Below are 22,990 nucleotides of genomic sequence, written 5' to 3'. Positions count from 1 at the left end.
ATGCGTGCTCGCCGTCTTGTCGCCGTCGCCAGCGTGGCGGTCGGCCTCGTCGCCCTCTCCGGTTGCCGTTCCGAGCCCGGGGTCGCCGCCTACGTCGGCGACCAGCGGATCACCGAGGAAGCGGTGACCCGCATCCTGGACGAGCTGCGGGACGACGCCGCCACGTCGACCCCGGAGCAGCCGGCCCCGGGCCAGCCCACCGGCCAGCCGGGCGCGCCCGGCGAGCAGCGGCTGCCCGGCCGTGGCGAGGTGGTCAGCACCCTGGTCCTCGGTGAGGTGTGCCAGCGTCTCTCCGCCGACAAGGGCTACCGCCCGCAGAACCAGGTGCCGGTCGAGCAGGTCAGCCAGCAGCTCGGCTACCCGACCGACACGACGTACCCGCAGCGGGTGGCGGAGCTCTACACCTGCCTCTCCGGGGTGCCCTCCGGCCAGCCGGTCGCACCGACCGAGCAGGAGATGGCCGACCTGGTCAAGGCCGGCAAGGCAGCCGGCGCCATCCCGGAGGAGGTGACCGTCGAGCAGGCGGCGACCCAGCTCGACGGGCAGCAGCTCCGCACCGCGCTGGCCACCCGTAACGCGCTCGCCGAGGCGGTCGAGGGGTACGACGTCACGGTCAACCCGCGCTACCGTCCGCTCGCCTTCCCGGTGCTCAGCTTCGCCGGCAACGTGGCGGCGGTCAGCGTGCCGCTGGGTGAGGCCGGCTCCGACGCGGTGACCGACGCCGCCTGAGCATGACCGCTGTGACACCCACGACCGCCCGGCTTCCGACGAACGCCGGGCGAGTCGCCGGGGCGGGCGCGACAGCCCGGGAGGACCGATGACCGGGCGGATCGTGCTGCTGGTCACCTCGCCCCGGCTGCCGGCCGGGCTGCTGACCGCCGCGGCCTGGGACGTCGTACGCGCGCATCCGGTGCTGACCGGTGCGGAGAGCGCGGTGACCACGGCGCTGCGGACGACGGGCGCCGAGGTCACCGTGGTCGACGGAGCGGCCACCCAGGCGCTGCTCGACGTGGCGGCCCGGCACGGCACGGTGGTCTGGTTGGCCGGCCCGACCGGCGACGAGACCCTCGCCCGTGAGCTGGGCCTGCGCCTGGCCCGGGAGCCGGGCCTGGCCGAGCTGGAGCTGATGTACGGCTCATGGGACCCACCGGGCGCGCGACTGCTGGACGCGGTCGAGGTGATGGACCGGCTCGCCTCGCCCGGCGGGGACCCGTGGAAGCGGGCGCAGACCCACCGCAGCCTCTCCGGCTTCCTGCTGGAGGAGTGCTACGAGGCGTACGACGCGATCAGCGCGGGGGACACCGACGCGCTCCGCGAGGAGCTGGGTGACGTGCTGCTCCAGGTGGTGCTGCACGCCCGGCTCGCCGAGGAACTGCCCGAGGACGAGCGGTGGGGCATCGACGACGTGGCCGGTGGCCTGGTCGACAAGATGGTCCGGCGCAACCCGCACGTCTTCGCCGGTGCCGAGGCGGGCACCCTGGAGGAGATCACCGCGAGCTGGGAGCGGATCAAACGGGCCGAGAAGGCCCGGGACTCGGTGCTGGACGGCATCGCCATGAGCCAGCCCGCCCTCGCCCTGGCCGCCAAGATCCTGGAGCGCGCCGGGCGGATCGGCCTGGCCGTGCCGCCTCCCGTTCCCGCCGGGGACGCCGACCCGGAGACCCGACTCGGCGCGGAGCTGCTACGGATCGTCGCCGAGGCCCGCGCCGCAGGCCTGGACCCGGAGGCCGCCCTCCGTCGGGCCACCCTCGCCCACGCCGCCACCATCCGCGCCGCCGAATCCTCCACCCCGCCCCCGTCGAGTTGATCCAGGCCGTGCGTCGGACCTGCCACCGGATCCCGACGCGAACTTCTTGATCGACGCGGACGCCGGAGTCGGGCGGAGGCGGGACGGGCGGTTAGGGTCGGAGGATGTTCACCGAGCGGGCCGAACGGATCGTCGACGCGTTGCTGGAGAGTCGCCCGGAGCTGGCCTCCGGCGCGGGGGACCACCGGTACGACGACCGGCTGCCGGACTGGTCCGCCGACACCGTCGCCGCCGACCGCCGCATGCTGACCGAGGCCGCGCACGCCCTCGCCGAGGTGGACGGCGACTCCCTCCCGGTCGAGGAGTCGGTCGACCACGCCCTGCTCACCGCCCTGGTCGACCGGGAACTCTTCGAGTCGACCGAGATCCGGGCGCACGAGTGGGACCCGCTGCGCCACAACCCCGGGCTGCTGCTGCACGCCGTGCTGTCCCGCCCGTACGCCCCGGTCGAGGTGCGGCTGACCCACCTGGCCGGGCGGTTGTCGGCCGTACCCGACGCCCTGGCGACCGCGCGCGCGACGCTGCGGGACATGCCACGCATCCACGCTGAGACGGCGGTCGGGCAGTTCACCGGTACGGCGGCGCTGGTGCGCCAGGAGGTGCCGGCGCTGCTGGCGCAGGCCCCGCGCTCGGCGGCCGGGTGGAGCCGGCGGCGCGGGCGGCGGTGGCCGCGCTGGAGGAGTTCGCGGACTGGCTGCGGGCCGGGCTGGCCGCCGACGACGGACCGGGCCCGGATCCCCGGCTCGGCCGCCGCCGGTGGGAGGCCCGGCTCTGGCACACCCTGGACACCGAGCTGACCGCCGCCGAGGTGCTGCGCCGCGCCTGGGCCAACCTGGAGCGGGTGACCGAGGAGATCCGCGTGGCGGCCGTCGAGCTGGTCGGCGGTCCGGCCGACGACGAGACGGTACGCCGGGCGCTGGACCTGCTCGCCGCCGAGCACCCGGACGACCACACCATCGTCGACCTGGCCTCGATCACCCTCGACGAGGCCACCGACTTCGTCCGGGCACACGACCTGGTCTCCCTGGTCGACGACCCGTGCGTGATCCAGGAGATGCCCGAGTTCGCCCGGGGCGTCGCGGTGGCGTACTGCGACTCGCCCGGCGGGCTGGAGACGGCGGACCTGCCCACGTTCTACTGCATCGCGCCGACCCCGGCGGACTGGCCGGCACCGCGGGTGGAGTCGTTCTACCGCGAGTACAACGACCACATGATCCGCAACCTGACCGTGCACGAGGCGATGCCGGGACACTTCCTCCAGCTCGCCCACGCCCGGCGGTACGCCGGCGGCACCCGAGTTCGGGCCCTGGCCCGCTCCGGGCCGTTCGTCGAGGGCTGGGCGGTCTATGCCGAGGAGCTGATGGCCACCGCCGGCTTCGGTGGCCTGCCGGTGCGGTTGCAGCAGCTCAAGATGCAGCTGCGGATGACCATCAACGCGCTGGTCGACCAGTTGACGCACTGCGAGGACCTGCCCGAGGCCGAGGCGATGGCGTTGATGACCGGCCGGGGCTTCCAGGAGGAGGGGGAGGCGGCCGGCAAGTGGCGGCGGGCGCTGCTCACCTCGACGCAGCTCTCCACGTACTTCGTCGGTTACGCCGAGATCGCGGAGATCGCCGCGGCCCGCCCGGTGGAGGTGCCGGTGCGGCGCTGGCACGACGCGATGCTCGCCCACGACTGCCCGCCCCCGCGCCATCTGCGCACGCTGCTCGGGGTCTGAACCCGCCCGCCGCACGCGCGCCGGGGTGGTTGCCGGGGACCCTTCCTACCGCTTCTCGACGAGGAAGGGGCCCCGGCAACCACCCGAGCAGCGCGTCAGCTCCGGCTGGGACGGCGGTCGACCACGCCCGCGCCGGGCGGCAGGTCGAAGGCGGCGTCGTCGACGGAGTCGCGGATGCTGCTCAGCGCCAGCTCGGTCGGCTTGCCGTCGACCGCGCCGGTGAAGCTGCCCAGCACGCCGTCGCTGGTCACGCAGGCGGTGAACGGGGACACCTCGGCGGAGCGGACGTCGACGCAGGTGGCCGGATGCCCGGCCAGCGTGGTGTCGCTCTGCTCGATGACCGCGTTCGGGTCGAGGGCGGCGGTGGTCAGCAGTCCCATGACCGCCGGTGGCGTGACCATGCCCCGCCGCTCGGCCTCGGTGAAGACGGCCACCGAGGGGCGGTTGGACGGGGTCGGCGGCACGGTCAGCGTGCACACCGGCTTGCCGGTGGTCTCACAGGTGGCGAGGGATTCGGCGCTGACGCTGATCTTGCCGTCGGGGTACGTGTACGCGGTGCGGACCGGGTCCCGGGACTGGGCGATGGACACGGTACGACCACCGGGTAGCTGGTACTCGGCGGAGTAGGTCAGCTCGTGCGCGCTGTCCAGTCGGGCGGCCAGTTCGTTGACGAGGTCACCCCGGCCGATCACGCGTCCGGTGTCCTCCAGGGCCTGGCAACCCGTGACGGTGAGCGACGCGACGACCGAGACGGCGAGCACGCGGAGAACAGTCGAGGCGGCGGGCATGATGCTCAGCCTTGCCGATCGGGTCCACCGATCGCAAACCGGTTGCCGGTTGAGCGGTGAGAATCCGGGAATGTCCGCCGGAACCACCACCGGTGGTACACCGGGCGACGCGGTGCCCGCGAGCGTCGCCCGATACGCTGCGTTCAACGTCTGCCTCAGCCGCACCGTCGCGGCCCTACCGGACCGGACACTCTCACACGAACAACGAGGAGCGACTCAGTGGCAACCATCGAGGGAATCGTCGCCCGGGAGATCCTCGACTCGCGGGGCAACCCGACGGTCGAGGTCGAGGTCGGCCTGGACGACGGCACGGTGGCCCGCGCCGCGGTGCCCTCCGGCGCCTCCACCGGCGCCTTCGAGGCGATCGAGCTGCGCGACGGTGACTCCGACCGCTACCTGGGCAAGGGTGTCGAGAACGCGGTCGCGAACATCGAGGACAAGATCGTCGACCAGCTCGTCGGCTACGAGGCCAGCGAGCAGCGGCTGATCGACCAGAAGATGCTCGACATCGACGGCACGGACAACAAGTCCGAGCTGGGCGCGAACGCCATCCTCGGCGTCTCGCTGGCCGTGGCGAAGGCGGCGGCCGGCAGCGCCGAGCTGAGCCTCTTCCGCTACCTGGGCGGCCCGAACGCGCACCTGCTGCCGGTGCCGATGATGAACATCCTCAACGGTGGCGCGCACGCCGACTCGAACGTCGACGTCCAGGAGTTCATGATCGCGCCGATCGGCGCGCCGAGCTTCCGTGAGGCGCTGCGCTCCGGCGCGGAGGTCTACCACGCGCTCAAGTCGGTGCTGAAGAAGCAGGGCCTCTCCACCGGCCTCGGCGACGAGGGCGGCTTCGCCCCGAACCTGCCCACCAACGCCGCCGCGCTGGACCTGATCGCCGAGGCGGTCGAGAAGGCCGGCTACCGGGTGGGCAGCGACATCGTCTTCGCCCTGGACGTGGCGGCGACGGAGTTCTTCGACAACGGCACCTACACCTTCGAGGGCTCGCCGAAGAGCGCCGAGGAGATGAGCAACTACTACACCAAGCTCGCCGGCGACTACCCGATCGTGTCGATCGAGGACCCGCTGGCCGAGGACGACTGGACCGGCTGGGCCACCCTGACCGCCGCGGTCGGCGACCGGATCCAGATCGTCGGCGACGACCTGTTCGTCACCAACCCGCAGCGGATCGCCCGCGGCATCGCCGAGAAGGCCGCGAACGCGGTGCTCGTCAAGGTCAACCAGATCGGCTCGCTCACCGAGACCCTCGACGCGGTCGACCTGGCCCACCGGGCCGGCTTCAAGTGCATGATGAGCCACCGGTCCGGCGAGACCGAGGACACCACGATCGCCGACCTGGCGGTGGCCACCGGCTGCGGCCAGATCAAGACCGGCGCTCCGGCCCGTTCCGACCGGGTCGCCAAGTACAACCAGCTCCTGCGGATCGAGGAGGAGCTGGCCGACGCGGCCCGGTACGCCGGTGCGGGTGCCTTCCCGCGCTACCGTTCCGCCTGAGGGCGCGTGACGCGTCGGGGAGGGGTGTGACGACGATGCAACCGCGCCGCACACCGGGCGGGCAGCGTCCCACCCGCCGGCCGGGTCACCCCGGCCGGCCGGGTGGGGCCCGCGTGCGGACCACCAGCCGGGAGGGGGTCCGCGCCGAGTCGCGCGGCACCGCCGGTCGCGCTCCGGGCACCGCCCGGGGCACCGAGGGCGTACGCTCGGCGAGCCGCCCGGCGGCCCGCCGGACCGCCGCCGGTGGCACCGTCAAGCGGCTCTCCGCACCCCGTCCCCGACGCTTCACCGGGCGGGCCACCGTGCTCTTCGCGGTGCTGATCGCGCTCGCCCTCGGCTACACCTATCCGGTCCGGGTCTACCTCGACCAGCAGGCCGACATCGAGCGGATGGAGGCGGCCCAGGCCGCCCAGCGGGAGCTGATCGAGGATCTCTCCGTCGAGGCGGCCAAGTGGCAGGACGACGCGTACATCGAGAGCCAGGCCCGGCAGCGGTTCTTCATGGTCTACCCGGGCGAGGTGCCGGTGCTGGTGCTGAAGGGCCGGTCCGCGACCGACCCGGGGACCGCCGGTCCGCTGCCGCCCCGGTCCGAGCGCCCGCGCAGCGACGACCCGTGGTACGACACCCTCTGGTCGAGCATCGAGGCGGCCAACGCCGAGCGACCCGACCGGTGAACCCCGCGACGCCGGACGCCGGACCGGCGAACCCCGCGACGCCGGACGCCGGACCGGCGAACCCCGCGACGCCGGACGCCGGACCGGCGAACCCCGCGACGCCGGACGCCGGACCGTGCCAACCGACCCGGACCAGGTCGTCCACCCGACCGAACAGCACCGACGAGAGATGACGACTGTGCCACTCGTACCCCCGCCGGAGCCGGCTGCGGACTCCGTACCCCCGCCGCGGCGCGAGCCGGCGACCGAGGCCGACCTGGCAGCGGTGGCCGCCCAGCTCGGACGCCCGCCCCGGGGCACCCGCGCGGTGGCCCACCGCTGCCCGTGCGGCCTGCCCGACGTGGTGGAGACGACCCCCCGCCTGGCCGACGGCACCCCGTTCCCGACGCTGTTCTACCTCACCTGCCCCCGGGCCACGGCGGCGTGCAGCCGGCTGGAGTCGGCCGGGCTGATGAAGGAGATGGCCGAGCGGCTCGCCACCGACCCGGAGCTGGCCGCCCGCTACCGGGCGGCGCACGAGGACTACCTCGCCCGGCGGGAGGCGATCGGCCAGGTGCCGGAGATCGCCGGTATCTCCGCTGGGGGCATGCCGGGGCGGGTGAAGTGTCTGCACGTGCACCTGGGGCACGCCCTCGGCGCGGGACCGGGGGTGAACCCGTTCGGCGACGAGACGTTGGCGCTGGTGGAACGGTGGTGGGCCGCCGGGCCGTGCGTGGACGTGCCGGCGGACGAATGAGCGCCGACGGGTACGTCGTCCGGCGGGCGCGCACCGGGGACGTCCGGGGCATCCGCCGGCTGGTGGACACGTACACCGACGACCGGCGGCTGCTGAGCAAGGCCACCGTCACCCTCTACGAGGACGTGCAGGAGTTCCGGGTCGCCGAACGGGTCGCCGACGGCGCGGTGGTGGGCTGCGGCGCGCTGCACGTCATGTGGGAGGACCTGGCCGAGATCCGGACGGTCGCGGTGGACCCGGCGTGCCGGGGCCGGCGGCTCGGCCACCGGATCGTCGCCGAACTGATCGACGGGGCCCGCGAGCTGGGGGTGGCGCGGATCTTCGTGCTGACCTTCGAGACCCGGTTCTTCGGCTCGTTCGGGTTCGAGGCGATCGACGGCGCGCCGGTCCCGCAGCCGGTCTACGAGCAGCTGCTGCGCTCGTACGACGAGGGTGTGGCGGAGTTCCTCGACCTGGAACGGGTCAAGCCGAACACCCTCGGCAACACCCGGATGCTGCTGCGCCTGTGACGACCGGCTGCCCCAACCGCCACCCATTAGCCGCTTGACCCGCCCCGGCACCCTGGTCCCCGTGATCGTTCTCCGTCGGATGGCCAGGGTCGCCGCCGCGTTGCTGAGCCTGGCCGCCCTGGTCGGGGTGGTCCGCCTGGTCGCGCCGGCCACCGCCGCCGGCGGCGAGCCACCCGGAGTGGCTCGCCAGTTGGCCTTCCTGCGGGCCGCCCTCGACGACGGCACCGGCGAGGACGCCCAGGCCCTCTTCCCTGAGGGGTACTTCTTCGCGCACGTCCTCTACGGGCTCGCCCGGGTGGAGCTGGGCATGCGCGAGCCCGCCCGTCGGGAGGAGTCGGCGCGGGAGGCCCGCTGGGCGCTGGCCCGACTGGAGTCACCGGCCGGGGTGGCTCCGTTCAGTCCGGAGCTCACCCCGCCGTACGGGGTGTTCCACCAGGGCTGGACGAACTGGCTGCGCGGCGGGGTGCTCGCCCTGGCGCCGACGGAGCGCCGCGACCCGGCCGAGGTACGCCGATTCGCCGAGGCCTCCGCCGCGCTCGGCGCGGCCTTCGACGCGTCGGCCACCCCGTACCTGGCCGCCTACCCGCAGCAGGCGTGGCCGGTGGACTCCACCGTGGCGGTCGCCTCGCTGCGGCTGCACGACACGCTGCTGCCGCCCCGCTTCCGGGGCACCGTCGACCGGTGGCTCGACGGGGTCCGGCAGCGGCTGGACCCGCGTACCGGGCTGCTGCCGCACCGGGTCGACCCGGTCACCGGCGCGCCGGCCGAGGTGGCCCGGGGAACCTCGCAGAGCATCGTCCACCGGTTCCTGCCCGAGATCGACCCGATCTTCGCCCGGCAGCAGTACCTCGCGTTCCGGGACCGCTTCCTGGCCACGCCGCTCGGGCTGGGCCCGGCGGTACGGGAGTACCCGGCGGGGCTGGACGGCCCGGGGGACGTCGACTCGGGCCCGCTGCTGCTCGGGGTGAGCCTCTCGGCCACCGTGGTCACCCTCGGCGCGGCCCAGCGGCACGGCGACCACCGGCTCGCCGCGGCCCTCGCCAACTACGGCGAGTTCGCCGGGCTGCCGGTGCAGACCCCGTGGACGAAGCGGTACGCCCTCGGGGCGATGCCGATCGGGGACGCCTTCCTGGCCTGGGCCAAGACGGCCCGCCCGTGGGTGCCGGACACCACGTCCCAGCCGACGCTGTCGTCCGGCGTCCCGTTCTGGTGGCGGCTGCCGCTGCTGTCCCTGCTGGTGGCGGTGGGCGTCGCGCCGTGGCTGCCGGTGCTGCTGCTCCGGCGGCACCGCCGACGGACCGGTTCGTCGTCCGCCGGTGGAGGTGTGCCGGCTGTCGTCGGTGGAGGTCTGCCGGCGACCGCCGCCGGTCCGCCGGCACCGGTCCGGCCGCTGCCGTAGGGTTGCTGCCGTGACGACGCGCGTGGCGGCCATCGACTGCGGCACCAACTCGATCCGACTCCTGATCGCCGACCTGCCAGACCCGTCGGCCGGCCCGACGGCGCCGCTGACCGACATCACCCGTCGACTTGAGATCGTCCGGCTCGGTCAGGGGGTGGACCAGACCGGCCGGCTCGCCCCCGAGGCGATCGAGCGGACCCGCGTCGCGTTGGCCGGGTATGCGGCGGAGATCCAGAAGCAGGGCGTGGACCGGGTGCGGATGTGCGCCACCTCCGCCTCCCGGGACGCCTCGAACGCCGCCGACTTCCGGGCGATGGTGGAACGGACCCTCGGCGTCGCGCCGGAGGTGGTCACCGGCGACGAGGAGGCCCGGCTCTCCTTCACCGGCGCGGTGCGTGGGCTGCCGGCCGACGCCGAACCGCCGTACCTGGTGGTCGACATCGGCGGCGGATCCACCGAGTTCGTCCTCGGCACCCGCGAGGACGGGGTGGAGGCGGCGATCTCGGTGGACATCGGCTGCGTCCGGATGACCGAGCGGCACCTGCATGGGGATCCGCCCACGCCGGCGGAGGTGGCCGCCGCCGAGGCGGACATCGCGGCGGCGGTGGACCGGGCGCTCACGGTCGTGCCGGGGCGGCGGGCCGGCACCCTGGTCGGGCTCGCCGGTTCGGTCACCACCGTGGTCGCCATCGCCCAGGGCCTGCACGAGTACGCTCCGGAGCGGATCCACCACGCCCGGGTGTCGTACGAGACCGTGGCCGGGGTGACCGCCGACCTGCTCGGCCGGACGCGCGCGGAACGGTTGGAGATCCCGGTGATGCATCCGGGCCGGGCGGACGTGATCGGGGCCGGGGCCCTGGTGCTCCGCGTGATCATGGAGCGCGCCGGGATGTCCGCGCTGGTCGCGAGCGAGCACGACATCCTCGACGGGATCGCCTGGAGCCTCGCGCCGTCGCCGAGCTAGGCAACCGCCCTGGTGGCAGCCGGCCGGCACGAACCATGCGACGCGGTGCCCCCGGATGCCGGACGGCATCGCCGAGGGCCCGGACGGGGGGCTGACCGCGGTCGCCGTTCGCGCACGGTAGCGCCCTGGCCACCTGCCGGCGCCGTCCGATGGCAGCAACCGACGTGAAACGTTGGCCGAGTACCCTGGCGCTGGCCAGCGCCCCTCCCCCTCGAGAGCACGATGGTGGACGACAGAGACCGCACCATGTTCATTCCGCGCGTGCGGGCGGCGGATCCCCCTGCGGAGATCCGCCCCACCGACGGGTGGGACGAGGGTGCGGCGTCGGATCCGGACGGCCCTGGTGAGCGGGCCGGGCAGTCCCTCGGGCGGCTGGCCTGGATCGCCCCGACCCTGCTGATGGCCGTGCTCGGGCTGGTCCGGGTCACCTGGCCGGCACTGTGGGGCGACGAACTCGCCACCTGGGGCATGTCCCGCGCGTCCTGGAGCGACCTGTGGGCCGTCGTCCAGAACTTCGACGCGGCCATCGGCCCCTACTACGCGTTCATGCACGTGGTGACCGGCCTGCTCGGCGATTCGGAAGTGGCCCTGCGGCTGCCGTCGATGCTGGCCATGGCGGGGGCGGCCGGCCTGGTCGGAGCGCTCGGCACCCGGCTGGCGAGTCCCCGGGTGGGGCTGACCGCCGGCCTGATCTTCGCCGTGCTGCCCAACACCTCCCGGTACGCGCAGGAGGCCCGCCCGTACGCGATCGCCCTGTTCGCTGCGGTGCTCGCCACCTGGCTGCTGGTCCGGGCCATCGACCGGCCCGGGGCGGCGCGGTGGGTGGCGTACGCCGGCGCAGTGGTGCTGCTCGGCCTCAGCCAGTTCGTCGCGCTGCTTCTGCTCGCCGGGCACGCGCTGGTGATCCTGCTGATGCGCCCCCGGGCGTGGTGGGCGTGGCTGTTCGCCGCGCTGGTCGGCGCGCTGCCGGTGCTACCGGTGGTCTATCTGGCCCGGTCCCAGCGGGTGCAGGTGTCCTGGGTTCCCGAGGCGACCCTCCAGCGGGTGGCGGACCTGCCCGGCGGGTTGACCGGCCAGGCCCTGCTCGGCGGGGTGATCCTGGCCCTGGCCCTGGTCGGGATGTCGCTGCGCCGACCCGCGGTGGTCTACACCGCGTGGGCGTTCGTCCCCGTGCTCGGGCTCTACGTGGTCAGTCAGTTCACTCCGCTCTGGCTGCCGCGTTACCTGCTCTTCGTGCTACCGGCGTTCGCTCTGCTGGCCGCGACGGCGCTCAGCCGGGCACCGGTGCTGCGCGGGCTGGCCGTGGTGGTCGTGGTCGCCCTGGTCGGCCTGCCCGCCCAGCTGAACCTGCGCGACACCGACGGGCACACCCAGGCCAGCCGCGACCTGGGCGCGCTGCTGGTGAAGGAGGGCCGCGCCGACGACGTCGCGGTCTACGGCGGCAATGTCGGCGGCGACCAACGGATCGCCCGGGACGCGGTGGCCCGGTACACCCCGACCCGGAACCGACCCAAGGACGTGCTGCTGGCCCAGGCGCCCCGCACCGGTGGTTCGTTCACCGCCCAGGAGTGCGCCGAGGTCGCCACCTGTCTCGGTACACCGCAGCGGGTGTGGGTGGTTCGCACCGGCCGGCTCGACGATCCGCTGCGTGGCCTGGGCGACTCGAAGGAACCGCTGCTACGCGGCCAGTACGACGTCGAACGGGTCTTCCGGCCCACCGGTTACACGGTCGCGCTGCTGCTGCGCCGGCCGGCGACGGTCGAGCAACCGACGGTGCGCTGACCACCGGTCGGTCCGTCGTCGAGCCTCACGGGGGAGAGCTGACATGCTGGCGTTCCTGCTCCAGGTGAACTCCTGGCTGAACAAGGGACAGCTGTACCTGTTCGCCCTGTTCATGATCATGATCTGGGCGCTGTGGTTGATGCGGGTGGTGCTAGCGTCGTCCTACAAGCCCTGGACGGCCCCGTACGCGACGACGACCTCCGTCATCATCCCGGTGGTCGACGAGCCGGAGGAGTTGTTCCGGTCGGTGCTGGACCGGATCCTGGAGCAGCGTCCGACCGAGGTGATCGTGGTCATCAACGGGCCCCGCAACGCCACGCTGGAGAAGATCTGTGCCGAGGTGGGGGTGCGCTGGGCGTGGACGGAGATCGCCGGCAAGCGCAACGCCCTCCAGGTGGGGGTGGGCATGGCGACCGGGGACATCGCCGTGCTCGTCGACTCGGACACCATCTGGACCCGGGGCACCCTGCCTGAGCTGATCAAACCGTTCCGGGACCCCCGGGTCGGCGGCGTCACCACCCGGCAGCGGATCCTCAACCCGGAACGCACCGTGTTGACCCGGTGGGCGGACTGGCTGGAGAACGTCCGCAACGAGTACTCGATGCCGGCCATGAGCGTGCTCGGCACCGTGGGCTGCCTGCCGGGACGGACCATCGCCTTCCGCCGGTTCATCCTGGTCCGGTGCATGGAACGGTTCATGTCCGAGCGCTTCCTCGGCGTGTTCCTCGAGGTCAGCGACGACCGGACGCTGACCAACTACACGTTGCAGGCCGGGTTCCGCACGGTCTTCCAGTCGACCTCCCTGGTCTACACCGACGCGCCCCTGGAACTGCGGAAGTTGGTCAAGCAGCAGTACCGCTGGGCCCGGGGCTCGCAGTACAACACCCTGCGGATGTTCGGGTGGATGGTCCGCCGGGCACCGGTGCTCGCCGTGTTCTACGCCGCCGACATCCTGGTCCCGTTCGTGCTGGTCGGCTCGTACTTCGCCTGGGCCTACTCACTGCTGGTCGGGGACACCGTCAACGTCTACGACGAGTTGCGGCTGCCCGGCAGCCTGGTCGGCTGGCAACTCGTCCTGACCATCCTCGGGCTCAGCGCGATGATGACCGCCCTCTCGCTGATGATCCGGTTCGCTCGCCACTTCGCCTTCCGGCCCCGGGACCTGGCCTACCTGCCGGCCTTCATGATGATCAACACGTTCGTGCTGATGCCGGTCCGGGTGCTCGGGTTCTTCCGGTTGGCCCACAACGCCGGATGGGGTACCCGGGCCGGCGGCTTCCAGGGCGAGCGGCAGCGCAACCCGCTCGTTCTGGTGCCCTACCTGCTGGGAGGAGCGATGCTCGTGACATCGGTGATGATCGGTGTCTGAACACACCCGGCGGCGACCCCGACAGTTCCATCTCTGGATGGGTGTCAACACCCTGGTGCTGCTCCTGCTGAGCGGCTGGGTGGTGCACCACTCGCTCGGCACGCCGCCCACCTCGGTGCCGCCGGCCGGCACGTCGGTGACCGGCGACGGGTCGGCCGACGGCGCCACCCGGATCCCCACCAAGCAGGAGGTCATGTCGGCGAAGGGCTACCGGTTCGGCCTGAGCGCACCCCAGGTGCCGTGGTCGAAGGCCGAGATCGACGCCGTCGCGGCGAAGGCCGGGGTTCGGCCCAACCTGCTCCAGTACTTCGTCAAGTGGACCGAGGAGTTCCGGCCCGACGCCGTCGACGCGGCCTACCGCCAGGGTGCCGTCCCGGTGGTCTCCTGGGAGCCGTGGAGCGGCGGCAAGGACCGCGTCAACCAGCCGGACTACGCGCTGCGGCGGATCATCGCGGGGGAGCACGACGAGTACCTGGTGCGCTTCGCGACCGCGGTCCGGGACCAGCGCTGGCCGGTCGCCCTGCGCTTCGCGCACGAGATGAACGGCAACTGGTACCCGTGGTCGGAGAAGCGGTCCGGCAACCGGCCCGGCGAGTACGTGAAGGCGTGGCGGCACGTGCACGACGTCTTCAGCAAGGTCGGTGCCACCAACGTCATCTGGATCTGGAGCCCGAACATCATCCGGCCGGTGCCCAACGTCAGCCTGAAGGCGCTCTACCCTGGTGACAAGTACGTCGACTGGATCGGGATGGTCGGCTACTCGACCAGTGAGCGGACCGCCGCCGCGCTGTTCGAGCCGACCCTGCGCAAACTCCGCGCGTTCACCGACCGGCCCCTCCTGATCACCGAGACGGCCAGCGAACCGGGAAGCTTCCGGCTGCCGTGGATCCGCGACCTGTTCGTCTGGCTGGCCGATCGGACCGACGTGATCGGGTTCGTCTGGTTCGAGTACGACCAGGTGGACGGCGGCAGCGGCGACTGGCGTTTCACCACCGACGCCAAGGCGGTCGAGGCATTCCGGACCGGCATCGCCAAACTGCCGTTGGCGCCGACGCCGTCCTGAGCATCGGCGCTGGCCGGTCGTCGGCCGGTACCGCCCGAGTGTGGCAGCGGGCGTTCCACCGCAGCCGAGACTGAGAGGAGACGTCGGGATGAGGATCCCGCTCCGGCTTGGCCTGCTGGCCGGCTTCATGATCATGGTGAGCCTGCTGGCCTCGGTCGCCGCGCTGCGGGAGTACTCCGACGGGCCCGACGGCCGGGGCGCGGGCGAGGCCGTCACGTACGAGACGGCGCTGGTCACCGTGGACGCCGGGGTGACCCGGGGCATGCTCAACAACCCGGCCGCCTACCACAACCAGGCCGGGCCGTCCGCCCCGCTCGGACCGGAGGGCGTCCGGCTCGTGGAGGACCTGAAGCCCGCGCTCACCCGGGTCTGGTCGGCCCCCGGCGCCTACCACGACCCGGCCACCGACCGGTACGACTACAACCCCGCCGCAGCCGACGGCAGCACCGTGTACGGCTACCTGGACCAGGTCACCGGGTACTCGGACCGGATGCTGATGAACGTCGACCAGTGCGAGCAGGAGCTGATGACGACGGCCGCGCCTCAGCGCTGCCGGGAGGTGCTCAAGAACGGCATCCGGCACTACAAGCAGCGTTACCCGGGCCTGCGCTACGTGGAGGTCTTCAACGAACCGGACCGCCCCTGGGAGACCCGCCCCGACGAGCCGCGGGCGATGCCGGCGGCCGAGTACTACGAGTGGTACCGGATCGGCTACCAGGTGGTCAACGAACTCAACGCCGAACTGCGCCCGGAGCAGCCGCTGCGTGTCGGTGGTCCGGTCACGCACACCTTCAACGGGGCGTACCTCCAGGAGTTCCTCGACCGGTACCGGGACGACCCCGACCCGAGCAAGCGGCTCGACTTCATCTCGTACCACCAGTACCAGCGGCGGGACGACGTGGCCGCCGTCGCCGCCGAGAAGGACACCGTGCAGCGCTGGCTGCGCGAGCGGGGGCTGAACGACAAGACCCCGACCTTCGTCACCGAGTACGGCGTCTTCCCCGGCAGCAACAGCGGCTCCTCCTTCGAGGCGGACGTGCTCACCCACGCGGCGGCCATGGCCGCCCTCGGCTACTTCTACGTCGAGGGCGGCACGGACATGCCGATGCACTGGGTCTTCAACCACAGCAGCAACGACCGCAAGTCCATGTTCGTCGACGGTACGGACGGCGCGGTGTACCCGTACTACAACCTGGTGCGGATGCAGCGGATGTTGAAGAAGGTCCGGGTCTCCGCCGACTCGGACGCGCTCACCCCGGCCGGACTCGGCATCAACGCCCTGGCGACCCGGGACGCGTCCGGGGTGGCCGTGCTCACCACCAACTACCAGTGGACGAACCGGGTCACGCACGGTGTCACCGTGAACGTCGGCAACCTGCCGGCGGAGTTCGCCAACCGGCGCATCCTGGTCGAGCGCTACCTGGTGGACGCGGTGACCAGCAACTACGCGCACGACCCGGCGACGGCCTCCCTCCAGCGGGTGCAGCGGTACACGCTGGACGCCACCGACGCGGTGAGCGTCAACTTCGAGCTGGGGCCGAATGCGATGTCCCTGCTCGTGCTCACCCCGGTGGCCTGAGCCGGGTCGCCGCGCCGCCGGGCCGAACGACCGGCTACCGCCGGGCGGGGCGGTTGGCCCGCCGGACGACCAGCAGCACCACGACCAGCAGCACCACCAGGGCCGCCACCACCAGCAACCCGATAACGAACGGGACGAGCAGACCGAGGTCGACGCCGTCGTTGCTGTCAGCCGCCGTCTCCTCCGACTCCGCCACCGGCACCGTGCCCAGCGGGTTCGCGTCCACCGGAGGCACGTCGGCGGTCAGTGCCCGGACCAGGTCGAGCCGGCCGAAGCCGTACTGGTCGTCCCGGCCGGACGGTCCGGCGTCCCGGGCGGTGGAGACCAGCCGGTTGACCACCTCCGCCGCGCTCGCCTCGGGGTAACGGGCCCGGACCAGCGCCGCCGCCCCGGCCACCAGCGGCGCCGCCGCGCTCGTACCGTCCACCGTGACGTAGCCGCCCTCGGTGAGGTCCGACCAGCGGCCGGCGGTGGTGGAAACGTCCACGCCGGGGGCGGTGACGGCGATCTGCTCGCCCCGGGTCCCACCCGACCACGGCTTCCCGTCCCGGTCGGTCGCGCCCACCGCGATCACCCCGGGAAGTCGCGCCGGATAGAGCACCCCGGTGTCGCCCTGCTCGGCGTTGCCCGCCGCGGCGACCACCACGACGTCCTTCGACTGCGCGTACCGCACCGCCTCATCCAGGGCGGAACTGGTCGTGGGGCCGCCGTTGGAGATGTTCACGACCTTCGCGCCGTGATCGACCGCGTACCGGATGCCCTCCGGCAGGTTGCTGCCGGCGAAGGTGTTGGTCGCGACGGTGACCGGCAGGATCCGCGCATCCGGGGCGATGCCCAGGGCCCGACCGTGGCCGCCACCCCGGGCGGCGATCAGCCCGGCCACCCCGGTCCCGTGGTTGCGTTCGTCGACCTTGCCCTTGTCGTCCCGACCGATCAGCCGCCGGCCGTCGAGGATCCGACCGGCCAGGTCGGGGTGCTCCGCGTACACCCCGGTGTCGACCACCGCGACGGTGACGCCCTCACCGGTGGAGATCCGGTGTGCCTCGGTGACCCGCAGCGCGTCCAGGTGCCACTGCCGCTCCAGCGGGGGGGCCGCGGCCACGGCGGGGACGGGCGTCCCGGCGGCGGTCAGCGCGAGCCCGGCCGTGACAGCGAGAACACTCCGGCGCAGGGCCGACAGCCGCGCACTCATTCGTCTCTCCTCATCGATCGGCACGCCTGGTCGCCGGTGACCCTATCGGACGGTGACCGGGCCGTTCCGCCCCACGCGCACCCCGGCCGCCCGGCCGCCCGGCCCGGGTACCACCTCGGTAACCTGGGGCCCGTGCAGGGACGCTCCGGGAACCGCCGCCCGCTCCGGGCGGGTGCCGCGCGAGGACCGGCCCGGTGGCGGGCGGTGTTCTGCGGTGCCGTGGTCGCGCTGCTGGCGACCTTCGTCGTACCCCCGGCTCCGGGTCGCGCCGCGCCGCAGTGCGGCCCCTCCGGCGAGCCCGCGCCCACGGCGACGCCGTGGCCTCTGCGCCGGTTGGAGCCGTCGGCCGCCTGGCGGCTGACCCGGGGCGGCGGCGTCATCGTCGCCGTCATCGACTCGGGGGTCTCCGCCACCCATCCCGCCCTGAAGGGGCAGGTCCGCGCCGGCCGCGACTTCAGCGGCCTGCCGCAGCGCGCCGGGCAGTGCGACCTGGCCGGTCACGGGACCATGGTGGCGGGCATCATCGCCGGCCGGACGGAGGCCGGGACGCCGTTCAGCGGCATCGCACCGGCCGCCCGGATCCTGCCGATCCGTGTGCTGCCGGACACCCGGCGCACCAACGACGAGAGCCTGCCCGGCCAGATCGCCCAGGCCATCCGGTACGCGGTCGACAACAACGCCAAGGTCATCAACCTCTCGCTGGAGACCCTGCCCCGGCCCGAACTGGCCGCCGCCATCAGGTACGCCCTGGACAACCGGGTCGTGGTGGTCGCCGCCGCCGGCAACCAGCAGCAGCAACGGGACCAGCCCGCCTACCCGGCCGGCTACCCCGGAGTGATCGCCGTCGCCGGCGTCGACGAGCAGGGGGGCCACGTCGGCACCTCGATCAGCGGTGACTACGTCGACATCGCCGCGCCCGGACACAACATCGTCGCCCCGGCACCCGGCGGCGACGGCTGGCTCACCGAGCCCGAGGGGGGCACGAGCTTTGCGGCGGCGTACGTCTCCGGGGCGGCCGCACTGGTCTGCGCGGCGTACCCCGAACTCAGCCCGGCGCAGGTCGCCGAACGACTGACCAGCACTGCGGACAGCCCGCCCGAAGGGCGCAACCCGCAGGTCGGCTACGGGGTGGTCAACCCGTATCGGGCGGTCACCAACCTGCTCGGCACGCGCAGCGATCCGCCGCTGGGGGCGATGGCCGAACCGGTGCCCGTGACCGACCCGTGGAGCCGGGAACGGGTCGTGGCGATCTGGGCCGCCGCGATCGGCGCGCTCCTCGCCATCGTCCTGCTGGTGTCCCGGCCGGTCGTCCGCCGGGGACGGCGGCGCGGTTGGCGGCCCGGCCGGCGGCGACTCGACGCCCCGGACGGCTCCGGCCCCGAGCCGACGACCGCCTGGCCCCAGCACCGCTCTCCCCGCTGAGGCCGGCACCCCGTTGCCTGCCGGGGCCCCCTCCTACCGCCCGGGTGTCTGCAGCTGTAGCCCGGGTGGTTGCAGGGGTCCCCTGCTCCGCAAAAAGCGGTAGCAGGGGACCCCTGCTACCACCTCAGCGGAGGATGCCCGGCAGGCTGTCGCCGTCCGCGCCCCAGATGTCCTCGTCCTCGTCGAGCCAGGTGCTCCGGGTGGCCTCGTCCTCCCCGTAACCGGCTCCGGCGCCCGCGCCGACCAGGCCACCCCGGCCGCCGGCCGCGCCCCGCGTCCCGGCGGTCGCCGCGCCGACACCCCGGTTGCCACCGGCACCCCGGCCACCCGCGCCACCGGCTCCGCCGAGCATCCCGGGGGCCCCGCCCGCGCCCAGGCGACCGCCCGCACCGAGCTTGCCGCCGCCCCGGCCGCCACCGGCGGCACCGCCCCCCATCATCGGCGGCATCATCGTGGCGACGGGCCGGCCGAGCGCGCCGCCGCCGGGAACCGACCCCGAACCGGCGCCACCGCCGAGACCACCGCTGCCCAGTCCGGAGGTGCTGGGCAGACCGCCGGTACCGGTCGTCGGGGCGGCACTGGCCAGGCCGGACCCGTACCGGTCCTCGTCGAGGCCGGGGGTGTCGTCGAAGCCGGGGGTGGTGGTGCCGGGCAGGTCCGTGCCGGGATCCCGGCCGAGGTCCGGGTCGGGCGTGGACGGCACGTCGGGGTTGGCCGTCGACGGGAGGTCCGGCGTGCCGGGCGTCCGGCCCGTGCCGGGGCCGCCGGGCAGCGAGGGCACCGAGCCCGCGCCACCCCCGCCGCCGCCGGTTTCCAGGTTCGGGGTCTCCAGGTTGGGGTTCCGCTGGGTCGGCACGTTGCTGGTCTGGCCCGGCATGGTGTCGGCCTGGCCCTGGTACTGGTTGTTGACCTGGTTGTAGACCTGGGCGGCCTCGTCGGTCCGGTCGTTGAGCCAGTCGGCGAGCCCGGCGATCGGGTCCAGCAGGCCGAGGAAGTCCGGAGCCACCTTCGCCTCGAAGAAGCCGACGCCGATGGTGAGGTGGCCGTTGCGGGCCTCCAGCACGTCGTTGACGCAGGAGGCCGGGATCGGGAACTCCGACTGTGCCGCGGTCAGCTTGTCCGCGGCGGCGTTCAGGGAGTGGACGATCCCGTCGCCCTCCTCGGCGTCGTCGATCAGCCGTCCGGTGGACTTGGCGATCTCGTCGACGTGCGTCTTGAACGCGTCGTACGCCGGTCCCTTCCAGACCGTCCCCAGGTCCGAGGCGTTCTTCTCCAGGCTCTCCTTGACGCTGCGCAGGTTCTTCAGCAGCTCCGTCCACCCGAGGGCGGCACTGGCCACGTCACCGGGCCGGCCGTCGATGACGACCTGCTGGCACATCTCTTCCCAACTGACACCCATCAGGCCGCTCCCGCCCTAGCTCTCGCCGCCACCGGCGACGTCCGCGAAGATCTGTCGGATCTGTTCGGCGGTCATCTCGTTGGCCCGTTCCGCCGTCTGGTAGTTCTCCTTGACCTTGCGCAGCACCTCGACCGCGTCCTCCAGCCGGGTGGCCAGGTCGAGCACCCCCGACTCGGTGCCGGTGTAGAGGTTGGCGTGCTTCTGGGTCAGCCGGCCCGCCCAGGGGAAACCGCCCAGTGGGCTCTTCTGGACCCCGCTCACGCCCGACGGCATGCCGGCGGTGGCGGCGGCCCCCGCGCCACCCATCAGATCCTGGATGTCGGCCATCCCGTGGTAGAGCCGGCGCAGGTAGGAGGCGTGCGACTCCAACCACTGGATCGCGCCGTCCAGCGTGGACGCGTCCCACTCGGTCTTGACGCCGGCCTCGTTCGGGCCGGCGACCAGGTCCGACGGCGTCTGGGCACGGTTGACGTTGTCCATGCCGAAGCCGTTGATGCTGACCGGAAGGGTCGGCGACAGCGGGAGGCGCGGCGTCTCGACCTCGATCTGATCCGGCTGCGAAGTTCTGTCAGTCATCCGTGTCCTCCCCGTTGGCTTGTGGTGTCGTCCCGCTCGGCGGCGGACCCTACCGGTCCGTGTCGGCGTGCGGTGGCGCGGCCGGGGCCGGTGGCACCGGGCCGGTGCCCGGCTGGGCCGCTCCGGGCACCGGCGCGGCGTGCGGATGGGCGGTGAACGTCGGCGGCTGTCCCGGGTACTGCTGCCCGGACGGTGGCTGCCCCGGGTAATGGCCGGACGGTGGCTGTCCCGGGTACTGCCCGGGTGGTGGCTGCCCCGGGACCTGGCCGGCCGCGGGGTGCCACGCGGGGCCGCCCGGTGGGGGACCGGTGGGCGACCAGCCACCGGGAGGCGGCGGGGGACCGGGCGGACCGGCGGGGGTCCGACGCCGCGCGGACCGGCGGGCCACCACGATGAGGACGATCACGCCGACGACCACCGCCAGGCAGAGGCCGACCTGGAGGGCCGCACCGGCCTTGTTCGTCACGCTGAATCCGTAGATGCCCTGCTCGTCCTGCTGGTCGGCGGGCTCCTCCGCCGGGTCGGCCGTCGACGCCTGGGTCACCAGCGGGTTGGCGCGTACCGTCGGCACCGTGCCGCTGAGCGCGGCCACCGGGTTCACCGCACCGAAGCCGAACTGGTCGTCCCGACCCGACCGGCCCTCGTCGTCGGCGGTCCGGATCAGCCGGTTGACCACGTTGGCCGCGTCGAGGTCCGGGTAGCGGGACCGCACCAACGCGGCCACCCCGGAGACGATCGCGGCGGAGTCGCTCGTACCGCTGGTCAGGCCGTATCCGTTCTTCGACACCGCGAACGGGCGGGGGCTGATGATGCGTTCCTGCGGGGCGGCCAGCACGACCTCCGGGCCACGCACCGAACCGGCGAAGAACCCGCCCTTCTCGGCCAGCCCGGAGACCGCGACGACGCCGGGGATGTTGGCCGGTGACGTGACGGCCGTGTCGCCCTGCTCCCGGTTGCCGGCCGAGGCGACCACGACGACGTCCTTCTCCAAGGCGTACCGGATCGCGTCGAGTTCGGCGCGGTCGGGTCGACCGGGGGTGCCGAGCGACAGGTTGACGACGTCCGCTCCGTTGTCCACCGCCCAGCGGATCGCCGTGGTCAACTCGCCCGGGTCGAACCGCGCCCCGATGGACACCGGCAGGATCTTCGCCGCCGGGGCGATGCCCAGGAGTCGATCGGTGCCTCCGCCACGGCCGGCGATCAGTCCCGCCATGCCCGTGCCGTGCCCGATCCGGTTGGCGTCCCGGCGACCGTCGGCGGCGGCGTCGCCACCGATCCCGTGTCCCGGCAGGACCTGACCGCGCAGGTCCGGATGGGAGGCGTCCACCCCGCCGTCGATCACCGCGACGGTGACCCCGCTGCCCTTGCTGAGCTTGTGCGCCTGGGGGATCCGCAGGGTGTCCAGGTACCACTGGTATCCGCGGACGGTCTCGGCGCGGGCCGGACCGGGGGTGGTCAGCAGCCCGGTGCCGGTCGCGACCAGGACGGCCAGCACGGCCGCCGCGGACCGTCGGCCCGTGTGGAAGCCGTCTCTCCTGCGCATCGTTCTCCCCGGACGCCGACCACTCGACACAGTGCGGCTCCGGCCGGTCGGACCGGACCGGAGCCGCGCTGGCGGTTGTCTCAGTGCCACATCTTCGAGTTGCTCATCTCGGTGGTCACGTAGTTCTCGCGGGCGATGCCCACCGCCCCGCCGATGTCGTTCAGGATCTTGTTGATGTCCCGTACGGCGGCGTCCCACTGGGCCTGGTGCTGCTCGTACGCGGTCCGGTCCTCACCGTCCCACTGGAGCTTGCTGAGCATCTGCCGGAGCGTGTCCAGCTTCTCGTCGATGGTCCGCGAGATGGTCTGCATCTGCGCGTTGCTGGCCTCGAGGACCGCGTAGTCAACCTTGATCGTCACGATGTACCTCTCTGCGGTCGCCGGGTCACGGGTTCAGGGCAGCGTGGAACTTGTCCAGCATCTGCTGCTGCTCTTCGTCGTTCACCTGGTGCGTGGTGCCCGACTTGTCGAGCAGGTCGGCGATGTTGTCCATCGCCGTCAGCAGCTTGCCGGTGTCCTCGTTCCACCGCTGCATGAGTTGCTGGAAACCCGTGGACGCCCCGCCCTTCCAGGCGATGGCCAGGTCGTCGACGACGTTCCACAGCTTCTTCAGCTCACCGTCGACCTCGCTGCGCGTGGAGCGCACGTCACTCGCGGCGGTATGCAGGGTCGCAGCTTCGACCTCGAACGCCATGTCACACCCTTCCGTCTTCTGTGGCGGCTTGACGCGCCGCGCCTCCCCCCGCGGCAGAGCGGTCTCACCCCACCGACGGACACTTCCGCCCAGACGGTAACCCACGCGGTCGATGGGGTGTAGCCCGGAACGGGCTGTTCACGACCGGGGCGGAGCCCGGCGGGTCGCTGTGTGACGGCGGCCGGACGGTCCGTGTCCGTGCCGGCCCGGGTGTCCGTGCCGGCCCGGGGTGGTAGCAGGGGCCCCCTGCACGACAGAAAGCGGTAACAGGGGTC

At 73.0% G+C, this 22,990-nt stretch carries 20 protein-coding genes and 1 pseudogene; 14 read left to right on the top strand and 7 right to left on the bottom strand.

The annotated features are described in order from the left end of the window. From GA0070618_RS05435 to GA0070618_RS05425, 3 genes and pseudogenes are all read left to right on the top strand, one after another. On the top strand, window positions 1–729 hold the full coding sequence (locus GA0070618_RS05435; RefSeq protein WP_088985303.1) for a hypothetical protein: 729 nt from the start codon (window positions 1–3) through the stop codon (window positions 727–729). Between the two features lie 88 nt (window positions 730–817). Next, on the top strand, window positions 818–1,807 hold the full coding sequence (locus GA0070618_RS05430) for a nucleoside triphosphate pyrophosphohydrolase (RefSeq protein WP_088980658.1): 990 nt from the start codon (window positions 818–820) through the stop codon (window positions 1,805–1,807). Between the two features lie 104 nt (window positions 1,808–1,911). Beyond that, window positions 1,912–3,524: pseudogene (locus GA0070618_RS05425) on the top strand (DUF885 domain-containing protein). A 95-nt stretch (window positions 3,525–3,619) separates the two neighbouring features. Here GA0070618_RS05425 and GA0070618_RS05420 read toward each other — a convergent pair. Continuing rightward, complete coding sequence (locus GA0070618_RS05420) at window positions 3,620–4,312, bottom strand: hypothetical protein (protein WP_088980657.1); 693 nt, start codon at window positions 4,310–4,312, stop codon at window positions 3,620–3,622. Between the two features lie 219 nt (window positions 4,313–4,531). On the opposite strand from GA0070618_RS05420, the gene eno reads away from it, so the two are divergent. From eno to GA0070618_RS05370, 10 genes are all read left to right on the top strand, one after another. Next, the gene (gene eno / locus GA0070618_RS05415) at window positions 4,532–5,815 is read left to right on the top strand and encodes a phosphopyruvate hydratase (protein WP_088980656.1); all 1,284 of its coding nucleotides are present in this window, start codon (window positions 4,532–4,534) and stop codon (window positions 5,813–5,815) included. Window positions 5,816–5,850: 35 nt separating this feature from the next. After that, the gene (locus GA0070618_RS05410) at window positions 5,851–6,489 is read left to right on the top strand and encodes an FtsB family cell division protein (RefSeq protein ID WP_088980655.1); all 639 of its coding nucleotides are present in this window, start codon (window positions 5,851–5,853) and stop codon (window positions 6,487–6,489) included. Between the two features lie 178 nt (window positions 6,490–6,667). Then, on the top strand, window positions 6,668–7,225 hold the full coding sequence (locus GA0070618_RS05405; RefSeq protein ID WP_088980654.1) for a DUF501 domain-containing protein: 558 nt from the start codon (window positions 6,668–6,670) through the stop codon (window positions 7,223–7,225). Continuing rightward, complete coding sequence (locus tag GA0070618_RS05400) at window positions 7,222–7,734, top strand: amino-acid N-acetyltransferase (RefSeq protein ID WP_088980653.1); 513 nt, start codon at window positions 7,222–7,224, stop codon at window positions 7,732–7,734. Before GA0070618_RS05405 ends, GA0070618_RS05400 begins: the two co-directional genes overlap by 4 nt. Window positions 7,735–7,795: 61 nt before the next feature. After that, window positions 7,796–9,133 (top strand): hypothetical protein, encoded by a 1,338-nt coding sequence (locus GA0070618_RS05395; RefSeq protein ID WP_197701719.1) that lies wholly within the window; start codon window positions 7,796–7,798, stop codon window positions 9,131–9,133. A 22-nt stretch (window positions 9,134–9,155) separates the two neighbouring features. Beyond that, window positions 9,156–10,097 carry a Ppx/GppA phosphatase family protein gene (locus GA0070618_RS05390; RefSeq protein WP_088985302.1) on the top strand — a complete coding sequence of 314 codons (942 nt, stop codon included), beginning with the start codon at window positions 9,156–9,158 and terminating at the stop codon, window positions 10,095–10,097. 222 nt (window positions 10,098–10,319) lie between these two features. Continuing rightward, window positions 10,320–11,879: a glycosyltransferase family 39 protein gene (locus tag GA0070618_RS05385; protein WP_088980651.1), complete on the top strand. Its 1,560-nt coding sequence runs from the start codon at window positions 10,320–10,322 to the stop codon at window positions 11,877–11,879. Between the two features lie 43 nt (window positions 11,880–11,922). After that, on the top strand, window positions 11,923–13,248 hold the full coding sequence (locus GA0070618_RS05380) for a glycosyltransferase family 2 protein (RefSeq protein ID WP_088980650.1): 1,326 nt from the start codon (window positions 11,923–11,925) through the stop codon (window positions 13,246–13,248). Between the two features lie 37 nt (window positions 13,249–13,285). Next, a complete protein-coding gene (locus GA0070618_RS05375; RefSeq protein WP_088980649.1) occupies window positions 13,286–14,311 on the top strand; it encodes a glycoside hydrolase family 26 protein in 1,026 nt (341 codons plus the stop codon). An 88-nt stretch (window positions 14,312–14,399) separates the two neighbouring features. Continuing rightward, window positions 14,400–15,890 carry a glycoside hydrolase family protein gene (locus tag GA0070618_RS05370; RefSeq protein WP_088980648.1) on the top strand — a complete coding sequence of 497 codons (1,491 nt, stop codon included), beginning with the start codon at window positions 14,400–14,402 and terminating at the stop codon, window positions 15,888–15,890. 34 nt (window positions 15,891–15,924) lie between these two features. Here the strand turns inward: GA0070618_RS05370 and mycP (GA0070618_RS05365) are convergent, their stop codons facing one another. After that, window positions 15,925–17,082, bottom strand: coding sequence for a type VII secretion-associated serine protease mycosin (gene mycP / locus GA0070618_RS05365; RefSeq protein WP_088980647.1), 1,158 nt, complete (start codon window positions 17,080–17,082; stop codon window positions 15,925–15,927). A gap of 132 nt (window positions 17,083–17,214) precedes the next feature. On the opposite strand from mycP (GA0070618_RS05365), the gene mycP (GA0070618_RS05360) reads away from it, so the two are divergent. Then, the gene (gene mycP / locus GA0070618_RS05360; protein WP_269148475.1) at window positions 17,215–18,504 is read left to right on the top strand and encodes a type VII secretion-associated serine protease mycosin; all 1,290 of its coding nucleotides are present in this window, start codon (window positions 17,215–17,217) and stop codon (window positions 18,502–18,504) included. A gap of 124 nt (window positions 18,505–18,628) precedes the next feature. Here mycP (GA0070618_RS05360) and GA0070618_RS35135 read toward each other — a convergent pair whose 3' ends face one another. The 5 genes from GA0070618_RS35135 to GA0070618_RS05335 all read right to left on the bottom strand — a co-directional run bounded on the left by GA0070618_RS35135 (window position 18,629) and on the right by GA0070618_RS05335 (window position 22,715). Continuing rightward, complete coding sequence (locus GA0070618_RS35135; protein ID WP_143740234.1) at window positions 18,629–19,903, bottom strand: WXG100 family type VII secretion target; 1,275 nt, start codon at window positions 19,901–19,903, stop codon at window positions 18,629–18,631. 15 nt (window positions 19,904–19,918) lie between these two features. Further along, window positions 19,919–20,479 (bottom strand): hypothetical protein, encoded by a 561-nt coding sequence (locus GA0070618_RS05350; RefSeq protein ID WP_088980645.1) that lies wholly within the window; start codon window positions 20,477–20,479, stop codon window positions 19,919–19,921. 49 nt (window positions 20,480–20,528) lie between these two features. After that, on the bottom strand, window positions 20,529–22,022 hold the full coding sequence (mycP, locus tag GA0070618_RS05345; RefSeq protein WP_170107809.1) for a type VII secretion-associated serine protease mycosin: 1,494 nt from the start codon (window positions 22,020–22,022) through the stop codon (window positions 20,529–20,531). An 80-nt stretch (window positions 22,023–22,102) separates the two neighbouring features. Next, the gene (locus tag GA0070618_RS05340) at window positions 22,103–22,381 is read right to left on the bottom strand and encodes a WXG100 family type VII secretion target (RefSeq protein ID WP_088980644.1); all 279 of its coding nucleotides are present in this window, start codon (window positions 22,379–22,381) and stop codon (window positions 22,103–22,105) included. A gap of 25 nt (window positions 22,382–22,406) precedes the next feature. After that, window positions 22,407–22,715: a WXG100 family type VII secretion target gene (locus tag GA0070618_RS05335; RefSeq protein WP_088980643.1), complete on the bottom strand. Its 309-nt coding sequence runs from the start codon at window positions 22,713–22,715 to the stop codon at window positions 22,407–22,409. Between the last annotated feature and the right edge of the window lie 275 nt (window positions 22,716–22,990).

Source organism: Micromonospora echinospora (assembly GCF_900091495.1).
Classification (GTDB): Bacteria; Actinomycetota; Actinomycetes; order Mycobacteriales; family Micromonosporaceae; genus Micromonospora; species Micromonospora echinospora.
The sequence above is the reverse complement of the archived record's forward strand: the minus strand, read 5'-3'. Positions and strand labels throughout refer to the sequence as shown.